General features: G+C 71.7%; 13 protein-coding genes. 6 read left to right on the plus strand and 7 right to left on the minus strand.

The genetic code is table 11. From position 1 onward, the window contains the following. Positions 1-74: 74 nt before the first annotated feature. The 3 genes from ABZ915_RS31070 to mce form a co-directional block, all read right to left on the minus strand. Positions 75-1010, minus strand: coding sequence for a cellulose-binding protein (locus ABZ915_RS31070; RefSeq protein ID WP_361810090.1), 936 nt, complete (start codon positions 1008-1010; stop codon positions 75-77). Positions 1011-1203: 193 nt separating this feature from the next. Continuing rightward, positions 1204-5085: a polarized growth protein Scy gene (gene scy, locus ABZ915_RS31075; protein ID WP_361810092.1), complete on the minus strand. Its 3882-nt coding sequence runs from the start codon at positions 5083-5085 to the stop codon at positions 1204-1206. Positions 5086-5317: 232 nt separating this feature from the next. Then, positions 5318-5758 carry a methylmalonyl-CoA epimerase gene (mce, locus tag ABZ915_RS31080; protein WP_361810094.1) on the minus strand — a complete coding sequence of 147 codons (441 nt, stop codon included), beginning with the start codon at positions 5756-5758 and terminating at the stop codon, positions 5318-5320. 149 nt (positions 5759-5907) lie between these two features. On the opposite strand from mce, the gene ABZ915_RS31085 reads away from it, so the two are divergent. After that, positions 5908-7110, plus strand: coding sequence for an acetyl-CoA C-acetyltransferase (locus tag ABZ915_RS31085; protein ID WP_361810096.1), 1203 nt, complete (start codon positions 5908-5910; stop codon positions 7108-7110). 39 nt (positions 7111-7149) lie between these two features. Further along, on the plus strand, positions 7150-8106 hold the full coding sequence (meaB, locus tag ABZ915_RS31090; RefSeq protein ID WP_361810098.1) for a methylmalonyl Co-A mutase-associated GTPase MeaB: 957 nt from the start codon (positions 7150-7152) through the stop codon (positions 8104-8106). A gap of 1044 nt (positions 8107-9150) precedes the next feature. Here the strand turns inward: meaB and ABZ915_RS31095 are convergent. From ABZ915_RS31095 to ABZ915_RS31110, 4 genes are all read right to left on the minus strand, one after another. Further along, positions 9151-9627 carry a MarR family transcriptional regulator gene (locus tag ABZ915_RS31095; RefSeq protein WP_361454448.1) on the minus strand — a complete coding sequence of 159 codons (477 nt, stop codon included), beginning with the start codon at positions 9625-9627 and terminating at the stop codon, positions 9151-9153. Between the two features lie 92 nt (positions 9628-9719). Next, the gene (locus tag ABZ915_RS31100) at positions 9720-10526 is read right to left on the minus strand and encodes an AIM24 family protein (protein WP_361810100.1); all 807 of its coding nucleotides are present in this window, start codon (positions 10524-10526) and stop codon (positions 9720-9722) included. Then, positions 10523-11173, minus strand: coding sequence for an AIM24 family protein (locus ABZ915_RS31105; RefSeq protein ID WP_361810102.1), 651 nt, complete (start codon positions 11171-11173; stop codon positions 10523-10525). Before ABZ915_RS31105 ends, ABZ915_RS31100 begins: the two co-directional genes overlap by 4 nt. 1 nt (position 11174) lies before the next feature. Continuing rightward, positions 11175-11807 (minus strand): AIM24 family protein, encoded by a 633-nt coding sequence (locus ABZ915_RS31110; RefSeq protein ID WP_361810189.1) that lies wholly within the window; start codon positions 11805-11807, stop codon positions 11175-11177. Positions 11808-11956: 149 nt separating this feature from the next. On the opposite strand from ABZ915_RS31110, the gene ABZ915_RS31115 reads away from it, so the two are divergent. From ABZ915_RS31115 to ABZ915_RS31130, 4 genes are all read left to right on the plus strand, one after another. Then, positions 11957-12307 (plus strand): DUF3817 domain-containing protein, encoded by a 351-nt coding sequence (locus tag ABZ915_RS31115; RefSeq protein ID WP_361810104.1) that lies wholly within the window; start codon positions 11957-11959, stop codon positions 12305-12307. Beyond that, positions 12304-12597 (plus strand): MTH1187 family thiamine-binding protein, encoded by a 294-nt coding sequence (locus tag ABZ915_RS31120; RefSeq protein ID WP_361810106.1) that lies wholly within the window; start codon positions 12304-12306, stop codon positions 12595-12597. The genes ABZ915_RS31115 and ABZ915_RS31120 overlap by 4 nt, the downstream gene beginning before the upstream one ends. A 161-nt stretch (positions 12598-12758) precedes the next feature. After that, positions 12759-13358 carry a hypothetical protein gene (locus ABZ915_RS31125; RefSeq protein WP_361810108.1) on the plus strand — a complete coding sequence of 200 codons (600 nt, stop codon included), beginning with the start codon at positions 12759-12761 and terminating at the stop codon, positions 13356-13358. Next, a complete protein-coding gene (locus ABZ915_RS31130; RefSeq protein WP_361810110.1) occupies positions 13355-14080 on the plus strand; it encodes a TetR/AcrR family transcriptional regulator in 726 nt (241 codons plus the stop codon). Before ABZ915_RS31125 ends, ABZ915_RS31130 begins: the two co-directional genes overlap by 4 nt. Positions 14081-14083: the final 3 nt, after the last annotated feature.

The following is a 14083-nucleotide window of genomic DNA, read 5'->3' on the forward strand; positions in this document are numbered from 1 at the left end:
ACGGGACGAAGCCCCCTGCCACCGGGGGAGTGGCAGAGGGCTTCGGCTGTGTTCGGTCGCCGAGCGTCCGGGTGTTACCGGGACTGCTGGGCCGGCACCCCGCGGGAGATCGGCTCGTCCTCGGCCGGCGAACCGGCCGCGGCCACCGCGGCGCCCGTGAGCGTGGCGAGCATCTCGCGGACGTTCGTCAGCTGGGCGTTGATGCTGTCGCGGCGGTTGGTCAGCGCCGCGAGCTCGCGCTCGGATTCCGAGCGGATGCGGTCGGCCTTGGCGTTGGCGTCGGCCACGATGTCCTCGGCCTGGCGCTGGGCCGTCTCGACGGTCTGGCGGGCACGGCGCTCGGCGTCGGTGCGCAGCTTCTCCGCCTCCAGGCGCAGCTGCTCGGCGCGGTGCTCGATCTCCGCGAGGCGCTTCTCCGCCTTCTGCTGACGCGAGGCCAGGTCGCGCTCGGACTGCTCGCGGCGCTTGGCCAGGTTCGTCTCGAAGTCGGCGGCGGCCTGCGCCGCCTTGGCGCGGGTCTCCTCGAAGAGGGCGTCCGCCTCCTCGCGCTTGGACTGCGCGTCCTTCTGCGCCTCGGAGCGCAGCTGGGAGGCGTCGCTCTTGGCCTTCTCGACGATCCGGACGCCCTCGTCCTCCGCCTTCGCCTTGCGCTCCGCAGCGAACGATTCTGCGTCGTTGCGAACCTGCTGGGCCGCCGACTCCGCGAGCTCACGGTGCTGCTCGGCCGCGCGCCGGGCCTCCTCACGCAGATCCTTGGCCTCTTCCTCGGCGAGGCGGAGGATCTTCTCGACCCGCGCGCCGAGACCCGCGTACGACGGCTCCGCGTCGGTGATCTGGGCCTGGGCGTTCTGCGTCTCGAGGTGGAGCTCTTCGATGCGCTTTTCCAGAGCGGTGATGCGGGCGAGAGCGCTGTCACGGTCGGAGACGAGCTTGGAGATTCGTTCGTCCACCTGAGCGCGGTCGTATCCACGCCGCACAAGCTCGAAGCCGTAGGGGGAAGTGTCGCTCATGGGGTTCCTGTCGAATGAGACCGGTGAGGTGATAGGTCGAATCCTAGGGGCCGAAGCGGTGTGTCATCGAGCGGATACGTGTTTGATCTGGAGAATGACACCTCTTTTGAGTGGCTGACGCCCGGATGAGTTGCAAATGATCTCGCCGAGGACGGACCAAAGCGCCCAGAAGACATCGAACCAACCCTGTCCGCTAGCTGTCTGACGACTTGCCACCCGATCGAGGCGGCCCCACGGTGGCACCCGCCTTGACTCCGCCGTCCTTCCCGGACGACGGGGTCTCAAAGGACTCCAACGCCTCCAGCACGTCCTGGACACGGGAGATCTCGGCGTTGATGTCCTCGCGCCGGCGCACCAGGACCTCCAGCTCGCGCTTGCCCTCCTCGACCGTCCGCCTCGCCTCGCGGATCGCCTCGGCCTTGAGCTCCTCGGCCTCCCTGACGAGCGAGGACTTCTTCTGCTCGGCCTCCTTGAGCAGCCCCTCCGCCTTCTTCACCGCCGCGATACGGACCTTGCCCGCCTCGGAGTTGGCCTCCGAGACGATCTCCTTGGCCTTGGCCTGCGCCTTGGCGTGCTGCTCCTCGGCGGCCTTGATCAGCGCGTCGCAGCGGTCGCCGGTCGACTTCATCGTCTCGGCGGCCTCGCGGCGGGCCCGCTCGTGCAGCCCCTCGATGTCGGCCGTGATCCGGTCGCGCAGTTCCTCCGCGCGCTCCCTGATCGCGGTGGCGTCCCGGCGGGCGCCGACGAGCAGCTCGTCCGCGTCCGTGCGGGCCTTCTCCACCGTGGAGTTGCCCTCGACCCGCGCCTCGGACACCACGCGCTCGGCCTCCTGGCGAGCCACGCCCACCATCGTGTCGGCCTGCGCCTCGGCGTCCGCGGTGGTCTTCTGCGCCTGCTGCTGCGCCTCGGTCAGCAGCTTGTCGGCCTCGGCCGTGGTCTCCGTGATCAGCGTGTCGACCTGCTCGGCCGCCTCCGAACGCCGCTTGTTGGCGTCCTTGCGGGCCTCGTCCAGCGTCCGCTCGGACTCCTCGCGGGCGGCCGACACCCTCCGCTCGGCCTCCGCCTCCGCGTCCGCCTTGAGCCGCTGCGACTCGGTGCGGATCCGCTCCGCGTGCTGCTGTGCGGACCCGACCGTCTCGGCCGCCTCGGCACGCAGCCGCTCCGCGTCGCCGGAGGCGTCCGAGATGAGCTTCTCGGCCTTGGCCACCGCCTCGGCCCGTACCCGCTCGGCCTCGGTGGCCGTCTCCGACTGGAGCCGCTCCGCCTCGGCGATCGTCTCGGTCTGGAGCCGCTCGGCCTCGTTGCGCGCCTCGGTGATGAGCGTGTCCGCCTGCGTCGCCGCGTCCGAACGGATCCGGTTGGCGTCGTCCCGGGCCTCCGCACGGGCGCGCGCCGCGGACTGGTCGGCCTCGGCCAGCGCGTCCGACGCCTCCGTCCGCACCCGCTGGGCGTGCGCCGCCGCCTCCGTACGCAGCCGCTCGGCCTCGGCGATGGCCTCCGTCGTCGTCCGCTCGGCGAGCGCCCTGGCGGCCTCCGACTCGTCCTGCGCCTCGCGCCGCAGCCGGCCCGCGTCCTCGCTCGCCCGCTCCCGCTCGGCGTAGGCGTCGGCGCGGACCCGGTCCGCCTCCTCCTCGGCCTCCCGCCGGGTACGGTCCGCCGCGTGCTCCGCGGCGGAGCGCAGGCCGGTGATCTCCTCCTGCGCCTGCTCGTGCAGCCCGGCGACGGAGTCCCGCACCTGCTGGGCGTGGAGCTCGGCCGCCGACACCATCTCGGTGGCGCGCCGGTCGGCCTCCTCCACCAGCCGGACCGCCTCGGCCTGTGCGTCCTCCACGCGCCGGCGCGCGGAGGCCAGCAGCTCCTCGCTCTGCTCGCGGGCCCGCTCACGCTCCTGGTCGGCCTCGCCGCGCGCGGCACCGAGCAGTTCCTCGGCCTCGCGGCGACGGCGGGCGGCCTCCTCCTGGGCGGCTGCCAGCGTCTCGGACGCCTCCGTGGCCAGCCGCTCGGCGGCGGCCTGCGCCTCCGCCCGCACCCGGTCGGCGGTGTCCTGGGCCTCCGACTTCAGCCGCTCCGCCTCGGCCGCGGCCTCCGACCTCAGGCGTACGGCGATGGCCTCGCCCTCCGCCCGGGACGCGGACGCGTCCGACGCGGCCTCGTCACGCAGCCGCTCGGCCTCCGTCTCCGCCTGCTGCTGGAGCGTACGGATCCGCTCGGCGGCCTCCGCGCGCAGCCGCTCGGTCTCCTCGCCGGTCTCCCGGCGGATCCGCGCGGCCTCCTCGCGGGCGTCCGTCAGGGCCTGCTCGGCGGACGCGAGCCGCGCCTGAGCCTCCCCGTGCAGCCGGGCCAGCTCCTCGGCGGCCTCCGCCCGTCGGGCCTCGGCCGCCCGCTCGGCCTCGTCGCGCAGCTCGCGCGCGGCCTGCTCGGCGTTCGAGGTGATGGTCTCGGCGAGCTCCACCGCTTCCTCGCGGTTGCGCTCGGCCTCCGCGCGGGTGCGCTCCAGGGTCTCCTCGGCCTGCCGGCGCAGCGTCGTCGCCCGCTCGATGGCCTCCGTGCGGACCTTCTCGCTGTCCGTCGTGGCCTTCTGCCGGAGCTCGTCCGCGTCCGCCTTCGCCTTGGCCAGCAGCTCCTCGGCGGACCTGGCCGCCTCCTCGATCTGCGCCACGGCCTCACGCCGGGCCTCGGCGCGGATGCGCTCGCCCTCGGCGACCGCGTCGGAGCGCAGCTGCTCGGCCTCGCCGCGCAGCCGGCGGGCCTCCTCCTGGAGCTCGACCGTCTTGGCGCGGTACTCCTTGGTGTCGTCCTTCGCCGCACCCTTGAGCTGCTCGGAGATGTCGTGCGCCTCGCCGCGCAGCCGGTCCGCCTCGGCCTCGGCCTCGCGGCGGATCCGCTCGGCCTCCTCGGCCGCGGCCTTGGTGGTGTTCCGGGCTTCCTCGGCCGCCTTGTTCAGCACGTCCTCGGCGGTCTTGGCCGCCTTGGACAGCTGGGTCGCGCTCTCCTCGGCGGTGAGCGTACGGGCCTTCTCGGTGGCCTCCGCGACGATCTTCTCGGCCTCGGCGCGGGCGTCCGCGACCCGCTGCTCGGCCTCGGTCCTGGTGTTCTCGGCCTCCTTGGTGGCCTCCTCGACCAGCCGGGCGACCTGCTCCTTCGCCGTGCGCGTGCGCTGCTCGTTGGTGGACTCGGCGCTGGAGAGCGCCTTGGCCGCGGCCTCCTTGGCCTCCGTGACCAGCTTCTCGGCCTCGGTCTGCGCCTTGCGCAGGGCGTCGTCCGCCTCGGTCATGCGCTGCTCGGCGGCCCGGCTCAGCTCGCCGGCCTGGCGGCGGGCCGTGTCGGACTCCGTCGCGGTGGAGCTGCGCAGCTGCTCGGCGTGGTCGGTGGCCTCCTGCGCCTGGGTGGAGGCGGCGTTCAGCAGCCGCTCGGCGTCCGTGCGGGCGCGGCGCAGCAGCTGCTCGGCCTCCGCGCGGGCCGCCTCGGCGTCGCTCTGGAGCCGCTGCCGGGCCTCCGCGGTCAGCCGTTCGGCCTCGCTGCGGGCGGCGGCCATGGACTGCTCGGCCTCGGCGCGGGACTCGTCGAGGAGCCGGCGGGCCTGGGACTCGGTGCGGGCGCGCAGCTGCTCGGCCCACGCCACGTTCTCGTTGACGTGCGACTCGACCGTCTGGCGCCGCTCGGCGAGCTCCTGGTCCAGCTGCTGGCGGCGGGCCACGGCCTCGGCGTGCAGCTCGGCCTGGAGCCGGGCGGCCTGCTCGGCGTGCTCCTGGAGGATGCGCTGGGTCTGGGCGCGGGCCTGGCTCAGCTCCCGTTCGGCGTCCTGGCGCAGCTGATCGGCCTGGATCTGGGCATTGCGCAGCAACTGCTCGGCCTGATAGCCGAGGTCGCCGCCGGCGAAGTCGGGCCGGGACATGATGGTGCGCCGCGCCTCGTGCAACTTGGCGCGCAGCACCTCGACCTGGTAGCCGAGGTCCTCGGCGTGCTGGATCGCCTTTTCCCGCTCGGTCTTCAGCCGCTTCATCTCGGCCTCGAACCGAGAGAGGTGGTCGACGTCAGCCGCCGGCTCTCGCTCCTGGCTCTCGTAGCCCCGCACTGCGCGGTCCCATCCGTCCCCTGGTCGCGTGCCTGTTCAAACGAGCTCCGTCCATCCGCCGAACGGGGCCCCCGGGGAATGGTGTCAGATCAACGGCGGAGCATGGGCTGCTGCCCCGACGCTCGTCCCCCGAAACCCGGACCCCGGCGGTCCTGCCCTTGAACGGCAGGACCCGGTCGCCCCCAGTTTCGGGACGACCGCCCCCAACCCTACCGGCCTCTAAGTACGAGGGTCAGTGCTCAGGTGACTCAACGGGCGCGGATGTGACGAGTTCTGTCAGTACGCCATGGCAATCCTTGGGGTGCAGGAAGGTGATTCGCGACCCCATGGAGCCACGTCGTGGCTCCTCGTACAGAACGCGTACGCCCTTCCCGCGGATGTCCGCGGCGTCGCCGTCGACATCCGCCGTACCGAAGGCGATGTGGTGGACGCCCTCGCCGTTCTTCGCCAGCCACTTGCCGACCGCGGAGTCCTCGCGGGTCGGCTCCAGCAGCTGGAGGTACGAGGCGCCGCCGTCGGACGTCTCGTTGATCTTGAGCATGGCCTCGCGTACGCCCTGCTCCTCGTTGACTTCGGTGTGGAACACCTCGAAGCCGTACGTGGCCCGGTAGAACTCGACGGTCGCGTCGAGGTCGTGGCAGGCGATCCCGATGTGGTCGATTCGCGTCAGCATGGTGTTAGTGCAGCGCGCCTCGGGTGGTTACGCAACGTGCGCGCGATCACACCGACGGCCGGGTGACGGGGCGTAGTACCGGTCAGTACATTCGAAGTAAACCCTCGTTCACTCCTCAGCTTTGTGCAGCTGGAAGGGGATCCCACCTCATGTCAGCATCGAACAGCACGACCTCCGTCATCGTCGCGGGTGCACGTACCCCGATGGGACGGCTGCTCGGCTCGCTCAAGTCATTCTCCGGGGCCGATCTGGGCGGCTTCGCGATCAAGGCCGCCCTCGACCGTGCGGGGATCGGCGGCGACCAGGTGCAGTACGTGATCATGGGCCAGGTGCTCCAGGCCGGAGCGGGCCAGATCCCGGCGCGGCAGGCCGCGGTCAAGGCGGGCATCCCGATGAGCGTCCCGGCGCTCACCGTCAACAAGGTGTGCCTGTCCGGCCTCGACGCGATCGCCCTCGCGGACCAGCTGATCCGGGCCGGCGAGTTCGACATCGTCGTCGCGGGCGGCCAGGAGTCCATGACCAACGCCCCCCACCTGCTGCCCAAGTCCCGGGAGGGCTTCAAGTACGGCGCCGTCGAGATGCTCGACGCCATGGCGTACGACGGCCTGACCGACTCCTTCGAGGGCATCGCCATGGGCGAGTCCACGGAGAAGCACAACACGCGCCTCGGCATCAAGCGCCCCGAGCAGGACGAGATCGCCGCCCTGTCCCACCAGCGGGCCGCCGCAGCGCAGAAGAACGGCGTCTTCGAGGCCGAGATCACCCCGGTCGAGATCCCGCAGCGCAAGGGCGAGCCGGTCGTCTTCAGCAAGGACGAGGGCATCCGCGGCGACACCACGGCGGAGTCCCTGGGCAAGCTGCGCCCGGCCTTCTCCAAGGACGGCACGATCACCGCGGGCTCCGCCTCGCAGATCTCCGACGGTGCCGCGGCCGTGGTCGTCATGAGCAAGGCCAAGGCGCAGGAGCTGGGCCTGGACTGGATCGCCGAGATCGGCGCGCACGGCAATGTGGCGGGCCCGGACAACTCCCTCCAGTCCCAGCCCTCCAACGCGATCCTGCACGCGCTGAAGAAGGACGGCCTGGAGGTCTCCGACCTCGACCTCATCGAGATCAACGAGGCCTTCGCCGCCGTCGCGGTCCAGTCAATGAAGGACCTCGGGGTGTCCACGGAAAAGGTGAACGTCAACGGTGGCGCCATCGCCCTCGGTCACCCGATCGGCATGTCGGGCGCCCGTCTGGTCCTGCACCTGGCCCTGGAGCTGAAGCGCCGGGGTGGCGGGGTCGGCGCGGCGGCGCTGTGCGGCGGTGGCGGGCAGGGGGACGCGCTGATCGTGCGCGTGCCCAAGGCCTGAGCGCATTATCTGTAGGTCCCTTTCGCGAACGGAGCTGTGATGCAGGACGTCTCCTCTCTGGTGGCCCAGGCCAGGGAAGGCCGGCCGCGGGCCGTGGCCCGGCTGATCTCCCTGGTGGAGGGGGCGTCTCCGCAGCTCAGGGAGGTCATGGCGGCCCTGGCGCCGCTGACCGGGAACGCGTACGTGGTCGGCCTCACCGGCTCCCCGGGCGTCGGCAAGTCGACGTCCACCTCGGCGCTGGTGACCGCGTACCGCAAACAGGGCAAACGGGTGGGGGTCCTCGCGGTGGACCCCTCCTCGCCCTTCTCGGGCGGCGCCCTGCTCGGCGACCGGGTCCGTATGTCGGATCACGCCTCCGACCCGGGCGTGTACATCCGCTCGATGGCCACCCGGGGGCACCTGGGCGGCCTGGCCTGGGCGGCCCCGCAGGCGATCCGCGTGCTGGACGCGGCGGGCTGCGACGTGATCCTGGTGGAGACGGTCGGCGTGGGTCAGTCGGAGGTGGAGATCGCCTCGCAGGCGGACACCTCGGTGGTCCTGCTGGCCCCGGGCATGGGCGACGGCATCCAGGCGGCCAAGGCGGGCATCCTGGAGATCGGTGACGTGTACGTCGTCAACAAGGCCGACCGTGACGGTGCGGACGCCACGGCCCGCGAACTGAACCACATGCTGGGCCTGGGCGAGTCCCGCGGCCCCGGCGACTGGCGCCCGCCGATCGTCAAGACGGTCGCCGCGCGCGCCGAGGGCGTCGACGAGGTCGTGGAGGCCCTGGAGAAGCACCGGGCCTGGATGGAGGAGCGCGGCGTGCTGTCCGAGCGCCGTCTCGCCCGTGCGGCCCGCGAGGTGGAGACCATCGCGGTCACCGCCCTGCGCGAACGCATCGCCGACCTTCACGGGGACCGCCGCCTCAGCGCTCTCGCGGAGCGGATCGTCACCGGCGAACTGGACCCCTACCGCGCGGCGGACGAACTGGTGACGGGCCTGACGGCAGGCTGACCCACCACAGCTTCCCCGCCCCCGCCGCCCCTGCCCTTCCCATCCCCAGGGGCTCCGCCCCTTCACCCCCTGAACCCCCCACGGGGCTCCGCCCCTGCACCCCACCGGGGGCTGCCGCCCCCAGGACCCCCGCGGGGCTGCGCCCATGCCCCTCGTCCGGGGTTGCGTGCCTGAACCTTCGCGGGGCTGCGCCTCTGCACCTCGCCGGGGGTTGCGGCCCCCAGGGCTCTGCGGGGCTGCGCCCCTGCACCCTGCCGGGGGTTGCCGCCCCAGGACCCCCACGGGGCTGCGCGTCTGAACCCCGCCCGGGGGTTGCCGCCCCCAGGGCCCCTGCAGGGCTGCGCCCGTGCTCCTCGTTCGGGGTTGCGTGCCTGAACCTTCGCGGGGCTGCGCCTCTGCACCTCGCCGGGGGTTGCGGCCCCCAGGGCTCTGCGGGGCTGCGCCCCTGCACCCTGCCGGGCGTTGCCGCCCCAGGACCCCTGCGGGGCTGCGCGTCTGAACCCCGCCGGGGGCTGCCGCCCCCAGGACCCCCGCAGGGCTGCGCCCGTGCTCCCCGTTCGGGGTTGCGTGCCCGAGTCTTCGCGGGGCTGCGCCCCTACACCCCGCCGGGGGTTGCCGCCCCCACGATCTCCGGCGGGCTGCGCCCGTGCTCCCCGTTCGGGGCTGCGTCCCTGTATCCCGTACGGGGGCTGCCGCCCCCAGGGCCCCGCGGGGCTGCGCCCACTGGCCCTGTCCAGGCTGGGCCCCTGCACCCCGTTCAGGGCTGTGTACCTGGTCCTGGCGGGGCTCCGCCGCTCCTGCACCCCGTCTCGGGGGCCCGCCCCGGCCCGTGGCCCGGGGGCCTGCGCGCCGTCTGGGGCTGCGCCCGGGGTCCTGCCGGGGCGCAGCCCCTGTGTGCCTCTTGGGCTTCGGTCGCCGTACCCCGTCTCGGGAGCCCGGCCCCTGGAAAGCTGGGCCGGCGGGCTTCCCGGCGGCGGTGTCGGGCGGCACGAGCGGCAGGCGAGACCTGAACACCCGCCTGCCGCTTGTGCCGCCCCGGTCAGGTCAGGGGCGTCCCCGTTGGCCTCGCAGGTGGTCGGCGATGGGCTTCAGGGCCTTGTCCAGTTCCGTCAGGGCCTCCGGCGACAGCAGGTCGATGAAGTGCTTCCTGACGGACGCCACATGATGTGGGGCGACCTTCTTCATCGTCTCCATGCCGTGCTCGGTCAGGACGGCATAGAGCCCGCGGCGGTCCGACTCGCAGTTCTCGCGGCGGACCAGGTTCGCGTTCTCCATACGGGTGATCTGGTGCGAGAGCCGGCTCTTGGACTGCAAGGTCGCCGACGCGAGGTCGCTCATCCGCATCCGTACGTCGTCGGACTCGGAGAGATTCACCAGGATCTCGTAGTCGTTCATCGTCAAGCCGAACGGCTGAAGGTCCTTCTCGAGCTGATACGTCAACAGCCTGTTGACCTCCAGGTGTGTGCGCCAGGCGCACTGCTCCGCATCGGTCAGCCAGCGCGTGGCCGTCTCGGTCTCCATGAATGAAGTCTACCTAAAATGTTGAAATGCGAACTAGTGAGGGTGGTGTGACTGTGCGCACGCGTTCGACGTCACACTCCGCAGACTACCGCTCACAGCCCGAAGCGACGCTGGAGGTCCCCCAGCTGTCCGGGAAGGCGCGGTGCCGCCGACGGTTGCGCTCCGTGTCCACCCGGTGCCCCCGCGCCACCACCGGGCACGCCCGGCTCCTGCGGAACCGCCCCCGCCGCCTGCTCCGCCATCAGCGTCTCGGTGGACTGGAGCAGCACCGTCCCGGCCCCCACGAACTCGAACTGGTGCTCCTCCCCAGAGGCCCCGCCGAGCCCTGTCATCGCACGTAGACCGCCCATTACGCCCGTGAGGTACCCATGGTCGTAGTGGTGACACGGCGACGGGCAGTCGGCCCAGCCGACGAGCGCCTGCGGGTCCACCCGGATGGGGGGCTCCATGAACACCACCGGTCCGTTAGATGCGGCCACGAACTTTCCGGTTCCGATGAGTGTCAGAAAACCCGGCACAATCGACTGCTTGAGAGCAAGACTTGGCTGAAAAGCTAGCAAGTTGCCCGAGCGAATGGTCAGGTTGCCGTCGTCCAGGTCGTACGAATTGACATCGAAGGCCCGGTCGGCGAGCAGCATCCTGCCCGACCCCGACGCCACGACCCAGTCGCTCGCGTGCAGAGGCGAATGAAACGACGTACGGACAAGTCGGTCGAGTCGCCCGTGCCCGATCCCGCTGAACTCGATCGCCCCGTAGTAGGCGATCATCTTCCCCTTCTGGAGGAACCACTCCGCGCTCTTGAGCTCCACGCAGAAGGTGTACTTGTTGACGTTGTCGTCGACGGGCAGCGTCATGGGGTCGTACACCACGGGCCCGCCGGGAGTTCCGTACCCGCTCACAGCTTCTCCTCCGAGGCCTGGACGAACACCGTGCCGTTGCCGCTGAGCTCCAGCTGGAACGCCTCGCCGGAGCCGCGCCCCACCATGTCGCGCCAGCCCAGGGCGGTGGACAGCTTGTTGCGTACGTCACCGTGGTGGGCGACGTACGCCTGCGGGTCGACGTGGACGGGCCGCTGCGGTGTGATCGGGACCTCGAAGACCCCGCCGTGCGCCATCACCGCCACCGCCCCGTGTCCCTGGAGGGTCGTCGTGAACAGGCCCTGCCCGGTGACCTGCCCCCGGACCATGCCCATGACCCCGCCCTGTGAGCCCATGAACATCGTCCCCTGCCGCAGCGTGCCCTCGAAGGCCAGCAGCCGGTCCGCCTCCACATAGAGGGTGTCCCCGGAGAGGTTGATCACGTGGACGTGGTGGCCGCCGTGCCCGAAGAAGACGGTGCCGCTGCCCTCCACGGTCATGAGGGGCGTGGCCTCGCCGGCGACGCGCCGCCCGAGCATCGACATGAGCCCGCCCTGCCCGCCCTGGATGTTGGGCGTGAAGGAGACGTCGCCCTTGTAGGCGAGCATCGCGCCGCGCTGACTGAACAGCCGCTGTCCGGGCGCGACGGTGGCCTCGACCATCTTGGAGTTGATCTCGCGGAGCGCCATCTCACACGTCCCCCGCGATCGTGTTCCGCTCACTCGGCTGCACGTACACCAGCCCGTCCCCCTCGAACCGGATCTGGAAGGCCTCGCCGCCGCCCTCGCCCAGGAAAGTGCGGAAGGTCACACCCGACTGGAAGGACTGCCGGACGTTGCCCTGATGGGCGATGTAGGCGCCCGGGTCGACGATCAGCGGGTACTGGGGGCTGACGCGGAGCACGACCGCCGGCCCGTCGGACATGATCGCCGCCTGCCCGTGCCCCTCGACGGTCGTCGTGAACAGCCCGTTGCCCTGGGAGGCGCCGCGCAGCCCCGTGAAGGTCGTCCCGGTCCTGAGCCCGGCGTCGGTGGCGAGCAGGTTGCTCGACTCCACGTACAGCTTGTCCCCCTGGAGGGCGACGAGATTGATCTCCGAGGCCCGGTCGGCGAACCAGCACGTCCCGTGGCCCTTCACCTCCATCACGGTCATCTGCTCACCGGTGAGGCGCCGGGTCACCATCCCCCGCAGACCCTCACCGCCCCCGCTCAGCTTCTTGAAGGCCATCTGCCCGTCGTACGCGACCATGGAGCCGTTCTTCGCCTTGACGGCATCACCGGTCATGTCGACGGCGAGCACCTTGCTTCCTTGAAGTCGGAACATCGCCACGGGGTGAAGGTAGCGGCGCACAGGGGCGACGGACAGACCCCTCTCGCGAGGGCGGGGCGGTCGTTTGTCACAATGGGCCGACGTTTGTGCTTCCGTTCACAAGGCGACCGCGTCGTCAGCGACTCTCCCACCGAAGGTGACCCGTGGACCTCAAGACAGCCTCCGCCATCCGCCGCCTGCGCCTGGTCTCCGTGCCGGAGGGCATCTCCTGGATCGTGCTCGCGACCTGCACGGTGATCAAGTACACGGTCGCCTCCGGCTTCGACGTCGCCCCGGTGCTGGGCCCGATCCACGGCGTGCTGTTCGTCCTCTACGTGATCTTCTGGCTCGACGCCTGGAACCGCACCAAGTGGTCCAAGGGCACGGCCGCCGTGTACTTCTCCTACTCGATCATCCCCGGCGGCGGCTTCATCGCCGAGCGCAGGCTCCGCCGCGAGGCCGAGGATGCGGTCATCGCCGCCCGCGCCCGCAAGGAAGGAGTCGTGAACGCATGATCGTCGCCTTCTCCGTGACGCCCATGGGCGTCGGCGAGGACGTGGGGGAGTACGTCGCCGAGGCCGTCCGCGTGGTCCGTGAGTCGGGCCTGCCCAACCGCACCGACGCGATGTTCACCTCGATCGAGGGCGAATGGGACGAGGTCATGGCCGTCGTCAGGCGTGCCGTCGCCGTCGTCGAGGAACGCGCCCCGCGTGTGTCGCTGGTGCTGAAGGCCGACATCCGTCCCGGTGTGACCGACGGCCTCACCTCCAAGGTGGAGACGGTCGAGCGGCACCTGGCCGGCTAGCCCCGCGTTCCCCAACCCCGGCCCAGCGCCGGGGTTTTCTCGTGTTCGCCGGCCTGTACACCTCTTTGAGCGACTGCTCAAAGAGGTGTAACTTCCGTTGGGCAGGTGGTTGAGCGGTCGCTCAAACGGCCGGACCGGCCGACCGACAGGGGGACACATCGATGGCGCTCCAAGCGCTGCAAGCGCTCCATGTGGAGACGCGAATACGGGCCGGGCTCGCCGAGCTCAGGGAACGCACCCAGGAACCGTCCCAGCGGCGACGCTGGGAGGCCCGCTTCACCTTCATCGACGACTGGCGCTGTGTCCCCGACGCCGACGGCTTCCGCTTCCTCGCCGGCTACGACCACCGGCCCCGCCGGAGCGCCCCCGGCGCGCTCGCCGGCCGGCTGCTGGTGCGCCCCCTGAGGGGCTGGGCGACGGCCTGGTCCCTGGACCGGCTGAGGCTGTGGATCGAGCGCGGCATCACCCCGGAGCGAGCACGCCGGAACTGGCTGGCCGAGCTCGCGGTCCGCGCGCTGGTGCTCACCGTCTGCGGCACCGGTCTGAGCCTCGGGCCCGCCCTCCCCTTCTTCGGTGTCTTCGGTCCGCTCGGCGCCGCCGCGGCCTTCCTGTGCCCGCTGCTCCTCGTCGTCGGTGTCTTCCTCGCCCTCTTCAAGGCGCCCCTGTCCTGCACCCCGGCCGCCCGCCGCTGCCGGCGCACCCGGGCCCTGCCCGTCGGCAACCCGTGCGTCCTGCGCACCACCCTGGGCAACCGGTCGTGAGCCCGGAGCAGGCGAAGGCCCAGGGAAAGCCCCAGGGCAAGTCCCAGGAGACCAGGACCAAGCTCCTGGAGGGCGCCCTGCGCGTCCTCACCGAGCAGGGGATCGCCAAGACGTCCGCCCGTACGGTCGCGGCGGTGGCCGGGGTCAATCAGGCGCTGGTCTTCTACCACTTCGGCTCGGTGGACGAACTCCTCGCGGCGGCCTGCCGGTACGGCGCGGAGAACGCGGTGGCCCGGCACCGTACCCGGCTCGCGTCCGTGTCCTCCCTCTCCGAACTCCTGGCCGTGGGCCGGGAGATCCACGCACAGGAGCGGGCCGGCGGCCACGTCGCCCTGCTCGGCCAGCTGCTGGCCGGCGCGCAGACGCACGAGGCCCTCGGCCCGGCCACGAGGGCGGGCCTCGACCTGTGGATCGCGGAGATCGAGCAGGTACTCGGAAAGGTGCTCGCGGCGACCCCGTTCGGTGAGTTCACCGACCCCGCGAACCTGGCCCGCGCGGTCGCCGCGTCCTTCGTCGGCATCGAGCTGTACGAGGGCGTGGACGAGGCGGGCGCCCACGCGGCCCTCGACGCCCTGGAGCAGCTCGGCGCGCTCGTGGCCGCCCTGGAGGACCTCGGGCCCGTCGCCCAGCGGGCGGTCCGCCACCATCTGCGCCGGACGGGCCGGAAGGCGTGGGTGACCGAAAGTCGAGACGGAGCTGACCGGAATGTGACCGGCGGGTAGGGT

It is taken from the genome of Streptomyces sp. NPDC046915 (assembly GCF_040644935.1).
Classification (GTDB): Bacteria; Actinomycetota; Actinomycetes; order Streptomycetales; family Streptomycetaceae; genus Streptomyces.